This window comes from Glutamicibacter sp. AOP5-A2-18 (assembly GCF_052446055.1).
Classification (GTDB): Bacteria; Actinomycetota; Actinomycetes; order Actinomycetales; family Micrococcaceae; genus Glutamicibacter.
On record NZ_JBQSVW010000001.1, the window covers coordinates 985,544 to 1,005,711 of the forward strand.

Below are 20,168 nucleotides of genomic sequence, written 5' to 3' on the forward strand. Positions count from 1 at the left end.
ACTATGACTGAAACTGCAACACCTAAGCCGTTGCTGGAAATCAAGGACTTGGCGATTACCTTCTCCACCCCTGATGGACCAGTACACGCGGTACGCGATGCAAACTTCACGGTGATGCCAGGCGAGACCGTGGCCATCGTGGGCGAATCCGGTTCCGGTAAATCCACTTCAGCACTTGCTGCCATCGGTCTATTGGCCGGCAATGGTTCTGTCTCCTCGGGTCAGATTCTCTTTGACGGCGAAGACATTTCGCATGCCAGTGAAAAGCGATTTGTTGAACTGCGCGGAAATCACATTGGCATGGTTCCACAGGATCCAATGTCCAACCTGAACCCTGTGTGGAAAATTGGTTTCCAGGTCAAGGAAACGCTGAAGGCCAACGGTCTGGCGGGGGATAACCCCAAGCAGCGTGTAACCCAGATCCTGGCTGATGCTGGGTTACCTAACCCAGAGGCTCGTGCAGGACAGTATCCTCACGAATTCTCAGGTGGTATGCGCCAGCGTGCGCTGATTGCTATCGGGCTGGCTTGCCGCCCACGTTTGCTGATTGCTGATGAGCCAACCAGTGCGCTGGACGTGACCGTTCAACAGCAGATCTTGGATCACCTAGACACGATGACCAGTGAACTGGGCACCGCGGTTCTGCTGATCACTCACGATCTTGGTTTGGCCGCTGAGCGTGCTGAAAAAGTTGTCGTGATGTACAAGGGTCAGGTCGTTGAGTACGGCCCTGCCTTGGACATCCTGCGCAACCCACAGCACCCTTACACAAAGCGTCTTATCAGCTCAGCTCCTTCCTTATCCGCACAGCGTGGCGACAAGCACGAAGCTATCATTGACGAGATCGTGCCGGGTAAGGCTGAACCGCTGCTGAAGATCAGCAACCTGACCAAGGTATTCGACATCCGCAAGGGCTTCGGGCGCAAGGAAAAGTTCACCGCGGTGGACAACGTTTCCTTCGAAATCCCCAAGGGCACCACAACTGCCGTGGTGGGCGAGTCCGGTTCGGGCAAGTCCACGATTGCGCAAATGGTGCTCAACTTGCTGGATAAGACCAGCGGTGAGATCACCTTTGATGGTGAGCAGATTGGTAACTTGAGCGAGAAGAAATTGTTCAAGTACCGCCGCCGTGTACAGCCGATCTTCCAGGATCCTTACGGATCTTTGGACCCGATGTACTCGATCTTCCGAACCATCGAAGAGCCATTGCGAATCCACGGAATCGGCAATGCGGCTTCTCGACAGAACAAGGTTGAAGAACTGCTTGATCAGGTCTCGATGCCGGCTTCGACCATGCACCGATTCCCGAATGAACTCTCCGGCGGTCAGCGACAGCGTATTGCTATCGCCCGCGCACTGGCTTTGCAGCCAGAGATGATCGTTTGTGATGAGGCAGTGTCTGCGTTGGACGTTCTGGTTCAGGCGCAGGTTCTGGACCTTCTTGATGAGCTGCAGCGAGAAATGGGATTGACCTACTTGTTCATTACCCACGACTTGGCTGTCGTCCGTCAGATTGCCGACAACGTTTGCGTTATGGAACGAGGAAAGATCGTTGAGCAGGGAACTGCCGACCAGATCTTCGCCGCTCCTAAAAGCCAGTACACCCGCAACCTGTTGGGTGCTATTCCAGGTGCATCGCTGATCTAATTAGCGTCACCTGCAGCCAGAAGGGCCGTTGAAACCGAAAGGTTTCAACGGCCCTTCTGGCTTAACCAAAGGACCACACTTCGTCATATTCAACGAATATTTCAGATTTTTTCAACCTGAAGCAAACGTTGCAAAACTGTTATAAAACCATCCGTGAAACATACTGGTAACACGGTTGTTCTGATTGGTTTTTCTCAATGTGAAAGAAACCCTTGAAATCTCGCGGATGTGGCGTAGGTCGCTTGTACTGATGCGTAACAAGCGCGTTGCGAATCGGTCGCAGGAACGTGGCGTCGGGGGAGATGTGAAGCGAATCTTTCTCTATCCAAGCCAGAAAATTCAGGTTAGTGTATTGCTCAATGGATTGATCATGTGATTTGGTCCACAACGAATCGCACCGATTCACAACTCGTATCATCACGAATTCAAGGAGGCGAAATGCGGATTCAACGCGTTTCGAAAGCAGTAGCAGTAGGCGCTGCTCTAGCCCTAGCACTGTCGGCTTGTGCACCAGGCGGCGGCGACGCTACTAGCGATGCCAGCAAGAGTCCTGGCTCGAATGGTGGAGTCGAGGCCGAGAACTCGGGCCTCGCGGACTTGGGTGACATCACCACCAAAGATGATGAAATCAAGACCACCATTGGCGCTCCTGAATTCATTAGCTACAACGGCTACACCCCGCAGACTTACTCCACCTACAACTCGGGCATCACTGACCGTTTGTTCGCTGGTTTCTACTACATGGGTACTGACGGCAAGGTCTACCCAAACACCGACCTCGGCTCCTACGAGAAGGTCAGCGATGATCCACTGACCATCAAGTACACCATCAATGACAACGCGAAGTGGTCCGATGGCACTCCGATCACGACTGCTGATGCAGTGATGGCTTGGGCGATGCAGAACCTGAACCTCAACACCGGTTCAAAGGACAAGCCACTGTTCTCCTCGGTTTCGACCGACCTCGGTGACACTGTTCCTAAGGGTCCTGAAGGGGCCGCGGACAGCAAGGAATTCACCGTAACCTTCAAGAACCCAGATCCGGACTGGCAGATTCAGACCTGGCTGATGCACCCAGCTCACGTCGTTGCCAAGAAGGGTGGCCTGAGCACCGAAGAATTCGTGAAGGCTGTGCGTGACGGCGATTCCAAGAAACTTGAGAAAGCTGCCAAGTTCTGGAACGAAGGCTGGATGACCAAGCCAGGCACATTGCCTGATGAGGCAGACATGCCAGTATCCGGTCCATACAAGTTGGGCTCTTGGAAGGCCGGCGAGTCGGTCACCTTGACTGCCAATGAGAACTACTACGGTACCCCGGCAGCCACCAAGAACCTGACCTTCCGCTTCTTGGCAGACACCGGCATGGTCCAGGCTCTGCAGAACAAAGATGTTGACGTCATCGCTCCTCAGCCAACGGTAGATACCTTGGCGCAGTTGGAGGGACTGGGCAGTGCAGTCAACATCCAAAAGGGTGACACTCTAACTTGGGAGCACTTGGACTTCAACTTTGCCAAGGGCAATGAAATGACCAACTTGGAACTGCGTAAGGCATTCGCAATGTGCGTTCCTCGTCAGGAAATCGTTGACAACTTGATCAAGCCGCTGAACCCAGAGGCTCAGGTCATGAATGCACGCGAAGTCTTCCCATTCCAGGAAAACTACCAAGAGACTGTGGACGCTGCTTACGATGGCCGTTATGACCAGGTAGACATTGAAGGCGCCAAGAAGATCTTGGAATCTGAGGACGCTGTAGGAACCAAGATTCGCATCGGTTACTCGGCCCCTAACGAACGCCGCACCAACGAGGTCGCAGCGATCAAGTCTTCCTGTGACAAGGCTGGATTCAAGGTCGAAGATGCAGGCGATGCTAAATTCTTCGCACCAGGCGGAACCCAGGAACGCGGTGACTACGAAGTAGCACTGTTCGCTTGGGCTGGTTCGGGCCAGATTACTTCCGGTCAGAACATCTACGCAACGGGCAAGCCACAGAACTACGGCAAGTACTCAAACCCAGAGGTGGATAAAGCTTGGACCACGCTTGCAACCTCCTTGGACCCTGCAGTTCACGCTGAACAGACCAAGAAGATTGAAAAGCTGTTGTGGGATGACCTTTACGGAATCCCAGTATTCGCCCACCCTGGCCTGAGCGCTTCGGGTTCAGATGTCCAGAACGTCCGACACACAGCCACGCAGGGTGGCATTGTTTGGAACGCTGAACAGTGGTCCCGCGCTGAGTAAGCCGCAACGGCATACCAACAGCAAACACCAACTGTGAGCGCCCGCGGGGTCCGATCGATATCGGGCCCCGCGGTGCGTCAACCATCAGCACCGGATGGCGTCTACGCAAATAGGTGAATAGAAAGAGGACATTAGAACCGTGTTGAAGTTCATTCTCAAGAGATTAGGTTCCGCCGTAGGCGTGCTGTTCGGAGCTTCTCTGTTGCTCTACGTGCTGGTAATCAACGCCGGCGATCCGTTGGCCGACCTGCGTGAGAGCAACGCAGAAAATCGCGAATACCTGATGCAACAGCGCTCCGATTATTTGAACCTTGATCAGCCTTGGTACCTGAGGTACATTTCCTGGCTAGGAGGGGTCGGCAAATGCGTTGTCGGCTCGTGCGATCTAGGCAGAAATATCAACGGCGTTGAAGTCAGCGGGCTTTTGGCCAATGCAGCATCTTCGACTTTGCGCTTGGTACTTTTGGCGACATTCATCGCTGCGATTCTTGGTATCGCGATCGGCGTGATTACGGCCGTTCGTCAGTACTCTGGACTTGACTACATCATCACGTTCTTGACCTTCCTATTCTTCTCTTTGCCAGTATTCTGGGCTGCCGTTCTGCTCAAGGAGTACATGGCAATTGGCTACAACAACTGGTTGGAAAACCCTGAAATATCTTTGGGTAGAAGTATCCTCATTGGTGTCGTTGTTGGCTTGATCTTGCAGATGCTCTTGGCCGGTTCGCTCAAACGGCGCGGAGTAACTTTTCTAATCACCGCCATCTTCGTTCCATTGCTCCTGCAATACAGTGTTTGGTTGAACTTCTACCGCTATCCGCAAATGGGTCCAGCGATCATCGTGATCCTCACCCTGCTTCTTGCGCTCTCTGCAACCGCAATGACCGGTGGTCTAAAAGAGAAGAAAATTCTTTACCCGGCTTTGGTCACCGTTGCTCTCGTAGCAGCTCTGTACTACGCAACCTTCTGGCTACTCAAAGATGCGAATACCTGGATCTTGATTATTGGCGCGATTCTGGCCGTGGCTGTCCCGGGAGTAATCGGCAAGTTCATGGGTGGACGCCTTTCCAAAACTGCTGCCGGCGTATCCATGCTGGTTGGTTTTGTCGGCGCTACCCTTACCGTCGTGGATCATATCTTCCGCGCATGGCCTGGATTCCTTGAGCTGAAAGGACGTCCGATCGGAACTATCGGATCTTCCACGGCCAACCTTGGCGGCGGGTACTGGGATTCCTTCCTAGACAATGCAACTCAGCTTTTGTTGCCAACGATCGTGCTAGCGATCATTTCATTGGCAAGTTATTCCAGGTACACCCGTTCGTCGATGCTTGAAGTACAGCAGCAGGATTACATCCGTACCGCGCGTTCCAAGGGATTGAGCGAACGAACCGTAATTTTCCGCCACGCATTCCGCAACGCACTGATCCCGATTGCCACTATCGCGGCCTTCGACTTTGCAGGCCTCATTGGTGGTGCGGTAGTTACCGAGACGGTCTTTGGCTGGAAGGGAATGGGCGATATGTTCAGCACCGGCCTACACGCCGTCGACCCTGCACCAGTGATGGCATTCTTCCTAGTTACGGGTACCGCTGCGGTCCTCTTCAATCTGCTCGCCGACATAGTTTACGCGCTGCTTGATCCGCGGATCCGGGTCTAAGGAAATAAGGACTACCGATGAGTAATATAAACGACAAGACTCCAGAGAACCTCACCTCAATTGCTGAGGTGGAGGACGCGAAGCTTGCTGCTTCGACCGAACAATCGAAGAGCCAATCGCGGATCATTTTTGAGCGATTCCTCAAACATAAGCCAGCCATGATCTCCGCAGTGACGCTGGTGCTAATCACCGTAATCGCCTTTACCTCCATTGGTATCGGCCCGATTCCCGGCTGGTGGAAACAGAGCTACCTAGATGCTGGTTCCGTGATCAATGGCGGTAAGCCATCATTGTCGCTATTGCCAACATGGCTGGGCGGTTCGGGAATTCGGATTGGCGATCATCCTTTCGGCCAGGACTCGGTCGGCAAAGACTACTTTGCTTTGGTCATGAACGGCACCCAGAAATCAATCATTATCGGCCTTGTGGTCGGGCTCGTTGCCACTTTCCTTGGCGCAGTTATCGGAGCTGTGGCCGGATACTTCCGCGGGTGGGTTGATGAAGTGCTTATGCGCATCACCGACCTCTTCATCGTGATTCCACTGTTGGTTCTGGCCGCTGTTTTGGGCCAAATGGCAGGCCACGGCTCAGGGTCGATCATCACCCTAGCGCTCGTACTGGGCTTGGTCACTTGGACCGGACTCGCTCGACTTGTTCGTGGTGAGATCCTCAGCCTTCGCGAACGCGAATACGTCGCGGCGGCACAAGCCATGGGCTCAAAAACCAGCCGTGTGATCGCAAAACACTTGCTACCAAACACCGTCGGTGTGATCGTTGTGAACGCGACCTTCGCCATCGCTGGCGCCATTTTGCTCGAATCGTCGCTGTCCTTCCTTGGGTTTGGCGTACAGCCACCGGAGTCGTCACTTGGACTGCTCATTAGCCAGTACCAAAATGCCTTCTTGACCCGTCCATGGCTGTTCTGGTGGCCTGGCATGATCATCGTGGTGATCGCACTAGCCGTCAACTTCCTCGGGGACGGAATGCGAGATGCCTTTGACCCACGCCAAACCGGTAAGAAACGCCGTCGCCGTGCCGGACTATTTGCTATGCCAACCCGCAAGGACAAGCCATGAGCCATGCAGCGCCAATAAACGAACAGGACTCAAGCGGATACGCACTGAGTTTTAAAGACCTCAACGTCACCTTTGAGACCTCCGGATCAGACGTTCATGCAGTTAAGGGATTGTCGCTGACGGTTCGTCCAGGACAGGTCGTCGCATTAGTCGGTGAATCTGGTTCTGGTAAGTCGGTTACCTCAACGGCTGCGATGGGTTTGCTACCCAGTAACGCAATCGTTGAAGGTTCGGCCAAGGTCGGTACCGTCAATGTGGTCGGCTTAGAAGAAAGCAAGCTCCGCAAGATGCGGGCCACCGACATCGCCATGGTATTCCAGGAACCAATGACGGCGCTGAACCCGGTGCTCACCATTGAACGCCAGCTCACCGAAGCACTGGAACTGCACGACATTGCCTATGGCAAGGAAGCAACCGACAGAGCCATTGAGCTGCTGCGTTTGGTCGGCATTCCTGAACCTGAAAAGCGCGTCAAGCAATACCCACACCAGTTCTCCGGTGGACAGCGCCAGCGCATCGTGATCGCCATGGCCATCTCTTGTGATCCGAAGGTGATCATCGCGGATGAGCCAACCACCGCACTGGACGTAACCGTGCAGGCCGAAATCTTGGATCTGCTACGCGAACTCAAGGACCGTCTGAATACCGGTATCTTGCTCATTACCCACAACATGGGTGTGGTGGCAGATATGGCTGATGAAGTCGCCGTGATGTTCCAAGGAAACTTGGTTGAGACCGGTTCAGTTGATCAAGTTTTGCTACATCCGCAGCATGAGTACACGCAGCGTTTGCTGGCGGCAGTGCCGCGACTGTCGGCTCCGATTGATATCGCTGAGCATGCTCCACACAGTACCGCTACGGCTCCTCCGGGTCGTGAACTGGTATTGGAAGCCAAAGATCTTGTTCTCGAATATGACATGCGTGGAACTATTTTCCGTGCCGTGGAAAACGTGAGCTTTGATATTGCCAAGGGCGAAGTCTTGGGCATTGTGGGGGAGTCCGGATCAGGTAAGTCGACCATCGCTAAGGCAGTGCTCGGTTTGCTACCAGTGGCCGAAGGAACCCTGTCGGTCAAGGGGCACAACCTTCCGAAGCTTTCACCAAAGGAAGCTCGTGCGGTTCGCAAATCGATCGGTGTGATCTTCCAGGATCCGGCTGCCTCGCTGAACCCTCGTTTCCCAATTGGCGATTGCATCACCGAGCCGATGGTAGTTCACAAGGTAGGCACCAAAGCTTCTCGTATTAAGCGAGCGCAGGAACTACTCGATGCGGTAAAGCTTCCACGCAACGTGATCAACCGTTACCCTCATGAGCTCTCCGGTGGACAGCGTCAGCGTATATGTATTGCTCGCGCGCTGACTCTGAATCCTGAACTGCTGATCGCTGATGAGCCAACCAGTGCACTGGACGTTTCCGTTCAGGCCCTGGTACTCGAAATGCTTCAGGACTTGCAGCGCGACTTCAACTTCGCTTGCCTCTTTGTCAGCCACGACTTGGCCGTGGTGGACATGCTTGCCGACGCGGTAGTTGTTATGCAGTCCGGTAAGGCCGTGGAACAAGGCATGGTCAACACCGTGCTGCACTCGCCAACTCACGACTACACCAAGCGCCTCTTGGCTGCCGCGCCTGTGCCTGATCCGCATGCTCAGACAGAACGTCGCGAAGCGTGGCGTTTGCTGAACAACGCACGATAGGTAGTACCAGAAAAACCACTCAAGGAGCCGGAGAACATCTGGCTCCTTGAGTGGTTTTCGAGTACCGAAGGTCCGACGCAACGCTAACGGTGCTGTGCGTTTTCATTTATCATCGGCGCCTTCAGAGGCTTGGATAAAACGGCGGATGACTTAGATGACCGTGACCCGCCCACATCAAGAGCGTTGCGCAAGGCACGCAAAGATATAGACCGAGGCAAAGGGGACTACGATCCTCGGTTCTGATTGATGGTGAATAGATGAGGAGCTGGCCCTAGTGGGCCAGCTCCTCATCTATTAAACGGCTATTTTTGGACTGTAGTTTTAGTCCAGCTGCATAACGTTTTCGGTGACAACCTCGGCACGAGCGTTCGAGAAGATCTGCTCAGTGCCAACGGTCTTAAAGCCGCGGCGCTCAAGTACCTTGATGGATCCCAGATTGTCCTGAACCACATGTGCGGTCAGTGGACGCTTGGTGTACTCAGCGAGGAAGGCATCCACCGCGCTGGTGGTGATTCCCTTGCCCCAGTACTTAGTGGAAGTCCAGAAATTGATTTCTGGAGTTTCGCCGTCAAATACCAAGATTGACCCGACGACGTCACCGTCGTCTTCAATGGTGCGTACTAGAACACTTGGATCATTCAAGATCGAGTTCCAGTGGTGGTCGAATACCGCGCGGTCGGCTGGATTACGCGCCTGATAAGCGGCCATGAGGTTGGCCTCGGGTTCTTGCTGGTGAGCAAAGAATGCGTCCAAGTCGGAAGGGCGGACTTCACGTAGCTGCACGATAAAGGCCTTTCAATCGGGTAGGTCAGCATGCCGTTTTCGGAACGCTGCGGAACATTGGCTTGGGAACTACACTACCGGGGATGTGAGCGCAGCGAGAGCCATATTAGACAAAAGTGGCTTAAGACCAGACTTTTTAGTTCTCGGAGAGTGAGCTGAGTGGGCTGTCGAGTTTAACAGTCCAAATACGGCATGGGCCCGGAAGCGGTGAGATTGCTTGGAACCAGTCGGATGCAGCTTGGCAAGTTCATTGGTCCATAACGCGATATACGAGTTTTGGAGCTTGCGCACCAAGGCCAATTCCGCCGCCGGCAAGGATTTCAGATCGCGGTCTTGAACCTGAAGAATGTCCGGGCGAGACAGCGAAAAATCGGTGTGGAAATCAACTAGGCGGGAGAGCACTTCCAAGGCTGTGCCGCCAGCTTCGCAGGCCTTTTGTCCGCCGTCGTAGATGTCCTTTGACATGTCTACCAAGAGCGCAATTAATACGGCTTGTTTTCCCGCGAAATGACGGTAAACCGCCGGGCCTGAGATCCCGCAGGCAGCACCGAGATCTTCTAGAGAGACTCCTGCGTAACCGTGCTGGGCAAACAGTCTGGTGGCTTCGCGCAGTAGGGCTTCTCGTCGCTCGGCCTTGGCGCGTTCGCGGTCAGTTGGTTCATTGAGGGCTTGATATCTGCTCGCCATCACCATCATCTCCTTACGACTGCTACGCCGAACTCTGGACAAGTGTGACGCGTGCCACTACTGTCAAAAATGAAGCTGTTTACCGACCAGTAGGCGGCAATCAGTTAACAAGTATTAACCATACGCGTCGCGCAGTGTGCTTCCAAGACATATGCTCGCTGATCGCAACAAACGATCATCACTGGGCTCGTCAAACATTCTGCGTATCGCGTGCGTTAGTTCCTCAACGAAGAGAGAGTCTGATGATCAACCTCGAACTCGATGACCAGTACCAAGACCTGGTAGACATGGTCCGCGAATTTGCCCAAGAAGTCGTTGCTCCACAGAGCGCTGAAAACGACGCCAATCATGCTTTCCCTTATGACGTTGTTAAACAAATGGGACAAATGGGGCTTTTTGGATTACCGATTTCTGAAGAGTTCGGTGGCTCTGGTGGAGATTACTTCCATCTGGCTTTGGCACTCGAAGAACTGGGCAAGGTTGACCAATCGGTGGCCATCACTTTAGAGGCTGGAGTCTCTTTAGGGGCTATGCCCATATATCGGTTCGGCAGCCAAGAGCAGAAGCAACGTTGGCTTGAACCACTTGCCACCGGACAGCGTCTTGCAGGGTTCGGACTCACTGAACCGGGCGCAGGCTCTGACGCCTCGGCGGCGCTAACCAAAGCATCACTGGAAAATGGTCAATGGGTTATCAACGGGGCCAAAGAATTTATTACCAACTCCGGAACTGAGATCACCTCTCACGTCACGGCCACGGCAGTAACCGGGGTGGATGAGGCAACAGGTAGAAAAGAAATTTCTGCAATTATCGTGCCCACCGGAACCGAAGGATTTACTGTAGAGAAGGCCTACGACAAAGTTGGTTGGCGCGCCAGCGACACCCACCCACTGAGTTTTAATGACGCACGTGTCCCAGAAGAAAACCTCTTGGGCGGACGAGGACGCGGCTATGCCTACTTCTTGGAAATCCTGGATGAGGGGCGCATCGCTATTGCCGCCCTTGCTACTGGGGCGGCGCAAGGATGTTTGGACGAGGCAGTGAAATACGCCAAGACCCGAACAACCTTTGGTACCGCTATCGGCAAGAATCAAGGCATTTCGTTCATGATTGCTCGGATGGCATCCCGAGCACACACCGCGCGACTGGCCTACTACGCGGCCGCAGCCAAGATGCTGGCCGGAAAAGACTTCAAGATCGAAGCTGCTCACGCCAAACTTATTGCTAGCGAGGCTGCCATGGATAACGCGCGCGATGCGACCCAGATCTTTGGAGGATACGGGTTCATGAATGAATCCCTCGTCGCACGGCACTACCGCGATTCCAAGATTTTGGAGATCGGCGAAGGCACCACGCAAGTACAGCAAATGCTCATTGCTCGCAGTCTGGGCCTGTAGTCCCTAGACCGGCAGAGCGCTGCACGTTAAACACAACGTGTGGCGCTCTTTGGGCGCTCACAGTTAAACGAACCATAATGGTTGAGTGAGCTCCCAAAAAACTTTCGTACCAACCGGGCATCCTCGCCGGGTCAGCTTGATCGGTTCTACCGGTTCCATCGGCACTCAAGGTCTAGACGTCATTAGTAAGGCGCCAGAAAACTTCTCTGTGGCAGCCTTGTCCGGTGGCTACAATTTGGATCTGCTAGCCCAGCAAGCGGTGAAGTTCCGCCCGGCAATTGTCGGCTGTGCGTCGGAATCAACCGATGATCTTGCCTCCGCGATCAAGCGGGCTGCTGCTGATGCTTCGGTTACCGGCTATGAACCAGAACTGGTGGCCGGAGAAGGTGCGGCGACCACCATTGCTGGGTTCAGCGAAGCCGACGTGGTGCTCAACGGCATCACTGGAGCTATCGGCTTAGCGCCAACGATTGCAGCTTTGGAAGCTGGCCACTTACTGGCCCTGGCGAATAAAGAGTCGCTGATTATCGGTGGCCAAGTAGTCAAGCAAATTGCTGCCCCGGGCCAGATATCGCCAGTTGATTCTGAGCACTCGGCGCTGGCGCAAGCTTTGCGTTCGGGTACTCCTGACGAAGTTGCAAAGTTATTGGTCACCGCATCTGGTGGACCATTCTTTGGCTACACCTATGACCAATTGCGTGACGTGACTCCGGCCCAGGCGTTGGCTCACCCCACCTGGGACATGGGTCGCATGGTGACCACTAACTCGGCGACCATGGTCAATAAGGCGCTGGAAGTCATCGAAGCTCACCTGCTCTTTGATGTTCCACTGGAGAAAATCGAGCCAGTGGTACACCGCCAGTCAATCATTCACTCCATGGTGGAGTTCATTGACGGATCGGTGATTGCGCAAGCCTCGCCACCAGACATGCGCCTGCCTATTGCTCTGGGCATCAACTGGCCACACCGCGTTGCCGGGGCCGCCACACCATGCGATTTCTCCAAGGCGGCTAGCTGGGCCTTTGAGCCCCTGGACGAAGACGTATTCTTCGCGGTGAAACTTGCTAAGCAAGCCGCCGCGGCCTCGGGAACTCACATGGCCGTTTACAACGCAGCAAACGAAGTTGCCGTTGATGCATTCCATGAAGGACAAATTCAGTTCACCGACATCGTTGAGACCATTGAGTGTGTCCTAGATAACTACACGCCAATCAACGCTGAGCTCAGCGTTGAAACCGTTCTTGAAACCGACCGTTGGGCCCGTGCCCATGCAACGAAGATCGTGGGATCCAAAGCATGAGCGTCATCCTGTTCATAGGAGGCATCCTCTTTATGGTCGTGGCCGTTGGCCTGTCCATTGCGCTACACGAAATCGGTCACCTTGTTCCTGCGAAACTTTTCAAACTGCGTGTACCGCAGTACATGATTGGCTTCGGCAAAACTCTGATCTCGTTCAAACGTGGCGAGACTCAGTATGGGATCAAGGCCCTGCCTTTGGGTGGCTATATTTCCATGGTGGGCATGTACCCACCACGAGCCAAAACAGTTGATGGGCAGCCGGAGAAAAAACCGAACCTGTTCCAAAAGGTTTTCGGCCAGATGGTTGACGACGCTCGCTCACAAGCGAATGAAAATGTGTTGCCCAGCGACGAAGGTCGCCTGTTCTACCAGTTGCCGGTCTACAAGCGGGTAATCATCATGCTTGGTGGGCCACTGATGAACCTGATCATTGGTTTTGTGGTCATTGCCGTCGTGCTCACCAGCTTCGGCCAAGCAACTCCCAGCACCACCGTTTCCGAGGTTTACCAGTGCATTTCCACCGCGCAGGATGCGGATCAAAAGCAGTGCACCGATAAGGATGAGCAGGCGCCGGCCTATGCCGCGGGGCTCCGACCTGGTGACACCATTACCGCCGTCAACGGCAATGCCGTCAAAGAAGGCGAATGGTACGAGCTCACCGACGTCATTAGAGACAACCCGGGAAAGTCGATTACGTTGGACTACCAGCGTGATGGCAGTAGCCACTCCACCACGATGACGCCGTATCTGACTGACCGTCCTGCCACCGATGAAAACGGCTATGCGCTCACAGATGATCAGGGCCAGACCATCATGACCAAGGTTGGATTTGTCGGAATGAGTTCCTTACAAAAGGACATGACAAAGCCATTGAGCTCGGTGCCAGGAGTGATTGGTAATCAGCTTCTGACCATCGGAGACGTAATCCTGCATTTGCCTCAGCGCATGGTTGATGTGGCTCAGGCTGCCTTTGGTAGTAGCGAGCGAGATCCGAATGGGCCGGTCTCTATTGTTGGCGTCGGTCGGATCGCCGGAGAAATCAGTGCAGAAGACTCCATTTCCGTGGGGGACAAGTTCGCGACCCTGCTGTCCTTGGTCGGGGGACTGAACCTTGCATTATTCGCATTCAACCTCATTCCACTCTTGCCCTTGGACGGCGGTCACGTAGTTGGCGCGCTTTACGATGGCATCAAACGGCTCTTTGCTCGGATCTTCAAACTGAAAAACGTGAAGCCGGTGGACACAGTCAAGCTCCTGCCACTGACCTACGTTGTCGTAGTAGCCATGCTGGTTATGGGCGGCCTCTTAATATATGCAGATATTTTTAAGCCAATACAACTGTTCTAGGCGACAAGAATTAAGGTGTAGCTATGACTGTTTATGCTGTTGAATACGTGTACGCCCAAGACTCCGATGAACTACGAAACGAACACCGCCCGGCACACCGTGAGTACCTGTGCGATTTTCTTGTTGAAGGACCGGTTCGAGTTCTCGTTTCGGGTCCGACTCCGGTCAATGATGGTGCGTTGTTGATCTTTGCTGCCGAGTCCGAAGAGGGCTTGAATGAGTTCCTTGCCAATGACCCCTTTGCCAAGGTCGGCGCGATTGCAAAGACGACCGTCACCGAGTGGAATCCAGTTATCGGACGATTGCAGGAATTCGCTTCCTAAATTATTGGTAGGCTAAGCCCTCGCGCTCCAGAAACTGGAGGGCGAGGGCATCAGCATTTAAGTAGCTATTGAGAAGTCATCTGGGACCGACCGGGAGAGGAGTCAACGATGGATCTGCATGTCAACGATTCGCTAGTCATACCGGACACCGAGCTTTCGTGGAATTTCAGCCGTTCTTCGGGTCCCGGTGGCCAGCACGTTAATACTTCCGACTCTCGGGCTGAGCTTTCGTGGGTGATCGGCGCCTCGCGAGTACTTTCGCCCTGGCAACGTGAGCGGCTCCTGCAGAAATTGGCATCGCGGCTCGTCTCTGGCGCCGTGGTAGTTCGTGCCTCCGAGGAACGTTCCCAATGGCGTAATCGACAGATTGCAATGGACAAGCTTGCTCTGCTTGTTTCGAAAGCCTTGGCGCCGGATGCTCCAACTCGCAAGGCGACCAAGCCAACCCGCGGTTCGCAGCGACGCAGACTGAATGCAAAATCCAACCGCTCGGTCACTAAGCAACTACGGCAAAAGCCAGGGCGAGATTGATGTGTCTAAGGGTGAAGTGATCCCGGTCACCTTGTTTCGTGGAATGGATGGGCATCATTCATAGTTGGAAATAGATGAAGCGTCAGCTTCTTTTTCTATTTCCGTCTTTTAGGAGCACACCCATGGCCACAAAGGTCCTCACCCTCGTTGGATCCCTCCGCAACGGCTCGACCAACGTTCAGTTGGCAGAAGCTGCCGCTCACCACGCTCCAGAGGGCGTCGAAGTTTCGGTATTCAGCGGCCTAGAAAACATTCCTTTCTACAATGAGGATCTTGACGTCGAAGGTACCGTTCCAGTAACGGCACAGGTTCTGCGCGATGCAGCCGGCGAAGCTGACGCGTTGATCTTGGTGACCCCTGAGTACAACGGCACCATGCCAGCAGTTCTGAAGAACGCCATTGACTGGCTTTCACGCCCATTCGGTGCAGGCGCAGTTTCGGGCATGCCAACCGTTGTTGTTGGCACCGCATTCGGCCAGTACGGCGGCGTGTGGGCTCAGGATGAAGCTCGCAAGGCACTGAACATCGCTGGCGCCAACGTCCTGGAAGACGTCAAGCTGGCAATTCCAAACTCGGTTGTTCGCTTCGCTGAGCTGCACCCGAAGGATGACACTGAGGTTGTTGAGCAGGTTGCAGCCGTGCTCAACAGCATCAAAGAAATTGCTGAAGCCAACTAGGACCTAGTCAGCAAAATCAGCTTATTACTGCGAGAAAGGCCACGGTGACCCCGTGGCCTTTCTCGCATGAGTACCCGCTCACCTCGATACGGTGACATACTTGGACTAAGAGATTTATCCACAATTTACTCGGAGGCGTCCATTGACTTCGGTCAGCCTAGGCATGCCGGCAGGCCCACCGCCGGTTCTCACACCACGTCGTCAGACTCGCCAGTTCCAGGTCGGCTCGGTTGGTGTAGGTTCCGATTCGCCGATTTCGGTCCAGTCGATGACCACCACAAAAACTCACGACATCAACGCGACCTTGCAGCAAATTGCAGAGCTGACTGCCGCCGGTTGTGACATCGTGCGTGTCGCCTGTCCTACGGACAAAGACGCTGACGCGTTGAAGATCATTGCGATGAAGTCGCAGATCCCGGTCATTGCAGATATTCATTTCCAGCCGAAGTACGTCTTTGCTGCCATTGAAGCTGGCTGCGGTGCGGTTCGAGTGAACCCAGGAAACATTCGCCAGTTCGATGACCAGGTCAAGGAAATCGCTCAGGCCGCCAAGGATCACGGCACCTCAATCCGTATCGGCGTCAACGCCGGTTCGCTGGATCGCCGCCTGTTGCAGAAGTACGGCAAGGCGACTCCAGAAGCATTGGTCGAATCCGCTGTCTGGGAAGCTTCGCTTTTCGAAGAGCATGGATTCCACGACTTCAAGATTTCGGTAAAGCACAATGACCCAGTCATTATGGTTCGTGCTTATGAACTTCTAGCCGAACGTGGTGACTGGCCACTGCACTTGGGCGTGACTGAAGCTGGTCCCGCATTCCAGGGCACCATCAAGTCCGCTACGGCGTTCGGCGCACTGCTCTCAAAGGGCATCGGCGACACCATCCGTGTATCGCTCTCGGCTCCTCCAGTTGAGGAAGTCAAGGTTGGCAACCAGATTCTGGAATCGCTGAACCTGCGTCCTCGCAAGCTTGATATTGTTTCCTGCCCTTCGTGTGGACGTGCCCAGGTGGACGTTTACACCTTGGCTGAACAGGTCACCGCGGGACTTGAAGGAATGAAGGCTCCATTGCGTGTGGCCGTTATGGGCTGTGTTGTCAACGGACCAGGCGAGGCGCGCGACGCTGACCTTGGTGTGGCATCGGGCAACGGCAAGGGCCAGATCTTCGTCAGGGGCGAAGTCATCAAGACCGTTCCAGAGGACCAGATTGTTGAGACTCTGATCGAAGAAGCTAACCGTATGGCTGATGAAATGGGACTGAACGATGACGAGAATCCTACCTCGGGTTCTCCCGTGGTCTCCGTCAGCTAAAGAAAGCCGACGAGGCGACACAAGGGTGCCGCGGACTCTGGGCCGTCGTGATACGACGGCCCTCATCGAGCTACTCGACCGCGACCCCGTCGCCAATATTTTCACCCGTTCTCAGGTGAGTATGCACCGTTCAGCCGTCCCCGATGGCTTTGCCCATATTGTTGGGGTCGACGGTGACGATGGTTTGGCAGCTGCATGTTGGGTGGGTGCCAACGTGGCGCCCACCGCCATGAGCGAAGATCAGGCGCAAAAGTTTGCAGTCCACGCCTTGGATTCTCGACAGCGCTTTGCCTCGGTTTTCGGGCCCGCCACGTCGGTTCTTCCGATGCACGAAGTGCTGCGCGAAGGACCGCAGCCTATCTTTGATGTGCGGGAAAATCAGCCGTTGATGACGATTTCGCAACTTCCTGATGGCATTGAGCAGAATTCCTTGCGAGCCGCAAAGATTCACGAATTTGATCTGGTACTTCCCGCCAGCGCTGCCATGTTTGAAGAAGAGCTTGGGTATTCGCCGCTAGAAAATGGCGGAAGCTTCTACCGCAGCCGAGTACGCCAACTCATTCGAGACGGCCACACAGTCATTGACTGCGATGAACATGGTGACGTGATTTTCAAAGCTGATTTGGGAACGGTCACTGATGAAGTGGTCCAGATCCAGGGAGTCTGGGTCAATCCACGCTACCGTGGACTTGGCCTAGCAGCTGCTTACATGAGCTCCACCGTCCAGTACGCGCTGCAATTTGCGCCCATTGCCAGCCTTTATGTAAATGACTTTAATGTGCCCGCGATGAAGACTTATCAGCGCATCGGTTTTGAGCAGGTCGACACGTTCGCGACCATCTTGTTCTAACTGATCTGAGACAGGAAAATTTGTGGCTCCTTCTAACGGTTCTCGATTGTTGCTGGCCATGGCGCTGTGCATTGGTGCCGTTGCCCTGAGTAGTTGTAGCCAGGCTGAGCCAATCCCTGAACCAACTCCTGAGCCAAGTTCCCAAAAGCTAGTTAGCCTTGATAGCGACCAGTTGCAACGTAAATTAGCGGACTTCACATCTTCGGATAAAAACGCTGTTGTACTCTCTGACCAGCAGTTGCGCTCAACTATTCCAAAGGCGCAGGAATGGCTCGAATCAATCAAGGTCAATCCAAGTAAGTGCGGAGTCACCTTCGCCCAGCCGGTGGCCGACCAACTGAAGAATGCCACTATGGCCGCGGTTGAATTCGAAGGCCGTCACCTCACGGTTGCCATCTACAAAGATGAGCAGCTTTTGAGAAAGCATTGGGAAACCAAAAATGCTGCCAATGAGCAATGCTCGCGCTATTCGGTGACCGCCAATGGAGAACGACGGGCCTACCACCTAGCTGAACAAGCGTTGGACTCGGACGCGGATCACGATGAGGCCTACGTGTCCACAAGCAGTAACGGTAAATCTACTCAGCAACAGCTCGTGGTCAGTTCCAGCAATTCAAATGTGCTGATCGGCTTGCAGCAATCCACAACCCCAAGCCAAACGAAACAACAAATTCAAGCGGCACAATCGACGATCAACGAGTTGCTCAAGACGCTGAAATAGGCGATCCAGATCGCCAGGCGGCCCAATTTCAACACTCGTTAAGGACAACTTATGACCAAGCGTTTCGTATTTTCCATGGTTGCACTGACCGCATCTTTGGCCTTGGCCGGTTGTTCTGGCGGTGTGCAGAGTGAAGAAAACGGGACGCCGGGTCAGCCTTCTGAATCTGCAAAGAGCCAGAGCCAGGGCGCAGGAGACGGTAAGAGTCTGGACGCAAAGCAAGTAGAAACCGTCGCATCCACATTGTTAAAGTCCGACCAGTCAGTACAGGTTATAAGCAACGAGCAGATGCAACCCCAGCTTGAAGCTGCCAAAGACGCAGAAATGCCAGCCGGAATTAAGCCTGAAAAATGTGCAGAGCTCAACGCCAAGTATTCGGTTACAGACCTAACCAGTTCGGTGGCGGCGACCTCGACTAGCAGTTCGGAAGAAGTGGGCAAGGTGGTCCAGATATTTTCCATCACCGATGAAGCCACCAGGGCGAATGTATTAAATGCACTGGCCTTTGACGACCTAGAAGACTGCGGCACGGTGACTATCGAACAGAGCGGCAAAGAACTCAAAGCAAAACGTCAGATCTTGCCTATGGACGTGAATGCCGAACGCGCGCTGACCATGTCCACGGTTATGGATGCAGGTGGTGGGCAAACGTTGAGTTCAGTCGCAGTTCAAGCGCTAGATGGCAATAATTTTGTTCTAATTACGCTGCAGACCGGATCCGTGCAACCGGCCGAACTTGCCACCGAAGCAGTCAAGTTAACGGATCAAGCTTTTGATGAAATCAAATCGGTGCAATAGTTCTGGTAAATACTTTTATTTCGAACGTGTTGTGTAATACTGTAGTTGGAATTTCATCACCGACGTGAGGATTACATCATGAAGAAGCATGCTTTCTGGGTGCTGCCGATCGCGGCAGCATTCGCTTTGACCGGTTGTGGCGGCTCCAGCGACAACGCTGCAAGCAGTTCCGGTGCCACTGAAGCCGCTGAAGAACAGGCTCCCGAAGCCAAGGCACTGACCGCGGATCAGACCACCGCCGTCGTCAAGTCCATGGTGGGTGATGACTCCAAGGCTCAGGTCATGGACAGTGACACCATCAAGGCAGCACTGCCTGACTCCAAGAAGCTCATCGAGCAGATGAACATCAAGCCCGAGAAGTGCGCCGAACTGGTCACTCAGCAGGGAACAGAGAACCTCGACGGTACTAACATGGCAGTCGCCATGGTGACCGGTGAAGGCACTGCGTCCACCACCTATTCAGTCGTTGGATATGAGGACACTTCCAAGCTGGACAAGGCAAAGCAAATGGCGGAAAAGAAGGACATGCAGGGCTGTGACAAGTTCACGATGTCCATGTCCGGCCAGGAGATCGCCGCATCGGCAAAGATCCTGGATGCGACTTCTGACGCTGACACCACCATTGCCACCCAAACCACCATGACGGTCAATGGCCAGGAGTTCCCGGGCGGTTCGTACCAGGTACAGGGGCTCGTGGGAAGTAATGCTGTAGTCGTCGCCTACTCCGGTGGCGACGGTTCAGAATCTGCGGAAGACGTACTGAAGAAGCTCACCACTGAGCTGAACAAGGGCGTTGCTGAAATCAAGGAAACCGCTAAGTAGTCAGTAGCAAATTCGGAAGGCTCTCCTACAGTTCGCATCGAACTGTAGGGGAGCTTTTCTAATTCGTCGTGCCGGTGCGCTGAGCAATGCTCGGCCATGAATCTCCAAGTGGCAGGAAGCTCTGCCCATGTCTTGCTCGGGCGTAACCAAAGACGCCGGTGAATAGACAGCAGATGTACGGTAAGGAAAATCCGCAACACGAGCTAGCCGATTCCCCTTGAATTTATTGGGAAGTGATGCGAAGCGGTAGCATTAGAACTGGTCGACTTTGCGGCCAAAAACCCTTTTGATTTTGCATAGCTAGTCGGCACC

18 protein-coding genes are annotated in these 20,168 nt (G+C 54.1%); 16 read left to right on the plus strand and 2 right to left on the minus strand.

Annotation, left to right across the window (positions count from 1 at the left end; genetic code table 11):
- Positions 1–3 precede the first annotated feature (3 nt).
- From ACT3RW_RS04760 to ACT3RW_RS04780, 5 genes are all read left to right on the plus strand, one after another.
- Positions 4–1,647 carry an ABC transporter ATP-binding protein gene (locus tag ACT3RW_RS04760; RefSeq protein ID WP_444612994.1) on the plus strand — a complete coding sequence of 548 codons (1,644 nt, stop codon included), beginning with the start codon at positions 4–6 and terminating at the stop codon, positions 1,645–1,647.
- 438 nt (positions 1,648–2,085) lie between these two features.
- Positions 2,086–3,885, plus strand: coding sequence for an ABC transporter family substrate-binding protein (locus tag ACT3RW_RS04765; RefSeq protein ID WP_444612995.1), 1,800 nt, complete (start codon positions 2,086–2,088; stop codon positions 3,883–3,885).
- A gap of 139 nt (positions 3,886–4,024) precedes the next feature.
- The gene (locus tag ACT3RW_RS04770; RefSeq protein WP_444612996.1) at positions 4,025–5,542 is read left to right on the plus strand and encodes an ABC transporter permease; all 1,518 of its coding nucleotides are present in this window, start codon (positions 4,025–4,027) and stop codon (positions 5,540–5,542) included.
- A 17-nt stretch (positions 5,543–5,559) separates the two neighbouring features.
- The gene (locus ACT3RW_RS04775; protein ID WP_444612997.1) at positions 5,560–6,618 is read left to right on the plus strand and encodes an ABC transporter permease; all 1,059 of its coding nucleotides are present in this window, start codon (positions 5,560–5,562) and stop codon (positions 6,616–6,618) included.
- Positions 6,615–8,312: an ABC transporter ATP-binding protein gene (locus tag ACT3RW_RS04780; RefSeq protein ID WP_444612998.1), complete on the plus strand. Its 1,698-nt coding sequence runs from the start codon at positions 6,615–6,617 to the stop codon at positions 8,310–8,312. The genes ACT3RW_RS04775 and ACT3RW_RS04780 overlap by 4 nt, the downstream gene beginning before the upstream one ends.
- 321 nt (positions 8,313–8,633) lie before the next feature.
- Here ACT3RW_RS04780 and ACT3RW_RS04785 read toward each other — a convergent pair whose 3' ends face one another.
- Both ACT3RW_RS04785 and ACT3RW_RS04790 read right to left on the minus strand, forming a co-directional pair.
- Positions 8,634–9,095: a GNAT family N-acetyltransferase gene (locus ACT3RW_RS04785; protein ID WP_131090010.1), complete on the minus strand. Its 462-nt coding sequence runs from the start codon at positions 9,093–9,095 to the stop codon at positions 8,634–8,636.
- Between the two features lie 69 nt (positions 9,096–9,164).
- Positions 9,165–9,782 carry a TetR/AcrR family transcriptional regulator gene (locus ACT3RW_RS04790; RefSeq protein ID WP_242632570.1) on the minus strand — a complete coding sequence of 206 codons (618 nt, stop codon included), beginning with the start codon at positions 9,780–9,782 and terminating at the stop codon, positions 9,165–9,167.
- Positions 9,783–10,024: 242 nt separating this feature from the next.
- On the opposite strand from ACT3RW_RS04790, the gene ACT3RW_RS04795 reads away from it, so the two are divergent.
- The 11 genes from ACT3RW_RS04795 (at position 10,025) to ACT3RW_RS04845 (ending at position 19,856) form a co-directional block, all read left to right on the plus strand.
- Positions 10,025–11,179 carry an acyl-CoA dehydrogenase family protein gene (locus ACT3RW_RS04795; protein WP_444612999.1) on the plus strand — a complete coding sequence of 385 codons (1,155 nt, stop codon included), beginning with the start codon at positions 10,025–10,027 and terminating at the stop codon, positions 11,177–11,179.
- Between the two features lie 85 nt (positions 11,180–11,264).
- The gene (gene dxr / locus ACT3RW_RS04800) at positions 11,265–12,479 is read left to right on the plus strand and encodes a 1-deoxy-D-xylulose-5-phosphate reductoisomerase (RefSeq protein ID WP_444613000.1); all 1,215 of its coding nucleotides are present in this window, start codon (positions 11,265–11,267) and stop codon (positions 12,477–12,479) included.
- Positions 12,476–13,825, plus strand: coding sequence for a M50 family metallopeptidase (locus tag ACT3RW_RS04805; protein ID WP_444613001.1), 1,350 nt, complete (start codon positions 12,476–12,478; stop codon positions 13,823–13,825). Before dxr ends, ACT3RW_RS04805 begins: the two co-directional genes overlap by 4 nt.
- Before the next feature lie 23 nt (positions 13,826–13,848).
- The gene (locus tag ACT3RW_RS04810; protein ID WP_444613002.1) at positions 13,849–14,148 is read left to right on the plus strand and encodes a YciI family protein; all 300 of its coding nucleotides are present in this window, start codon (positions 13,849–13,851) and stop codon (positions 14,146–14,148) included.
- Positions 14,149–14,256: 108 nt separating this feature from the next.
- Positions 14,257–14,679 (plus strand): alternative ribosome rescue aminoacyl-tRNA hydrolase ArfB, encoded by a 423-nt coding sequence (gene arfB / locus ACT3RW_RS04815; RefSeq protein WP_444613003.1) that lies wholly within the window; start codon positions 14,257–14,259, stop codon positions 14,677–14,679.
- Positions 14,680–14,801: 122 nt separating this feature from the next.
- On the plus strand, positions 14,802–15,356 hold the full coding sequence (locus ACT3RW_RS04820; RefSeq protein WP_131090003.1) for an NAD(P)H-dependent oxidoreductase: 555 nt from the start codon (positions 14,802–14,804) through the stop codon (positions 15,354–15,356).
- Positions 15,357–15,498: 142 nt separating this feature from the next.
- Complete coding sequence (ispG, locus tag ACT3RW_RS04825; RefSeq protein WP_131090002.1) at positions 15,499–16,665, plus strand: flavodoxin-dependent (E)-4-hydroxy-3-methylbut-2-enyl-diphosphate synthase; 1,167 nt, start codon at positions 15,499–15,501, stop codon at positions 16,663–16,665.
- Positions 16,666–16,690: 25 nt separating this feature from the next.
- The gene (locus ACT3RW_RS04830; RefSeq protein WP_444613004.1) at positions 16,691–17,515 is read left to right on the plus strand and encodes a GNAT family N-acetyltransferase; all 825 of its coding nucleotides are present in this window, start codon (positions 16,691–16,693) and stop codon (positions 17,513–17,515) included.
- A gap of 22 nt (positions 17,516–17,537) precedes the next feature.
- Positions 17,538–18,236: a hypothetical protein gene (locus ACT3RW_RS04835; protein ID WP_444613005.1), complete on the plus strand. Its 699-nt coding sequence runs from the start codon at positions 17,538–17,540 to the stop codon at positions 18,234–18,236.
- 51 nt (positions 18,237–18,287) lie between these two features.
- A complete protein-coding gene (locus ACT3RW_RS04840) occupies positions 18,288–19,034 on the plus strand; it encodes a hypothetical protein (protein ID WP_444613006.1) in 747 nt (248 codons plus the stop codon).
- Between the two features lie 78 nt (positions 19,035–19,112).
- Positions 19,113–19,856 carry a hypothetical protein gene (locus ACT3RW_RS04845; protein WP_444613007.1) on the plus strand — a complete coding sequence of 248 codons (744 nt, stop codon included), beginning with the start codon at positions 19,113–19,115 and terminating at the stop codon, positions 19,854–19,856.
- Positions 19,857–20,168: the final 312 nt, after the last annotated feature.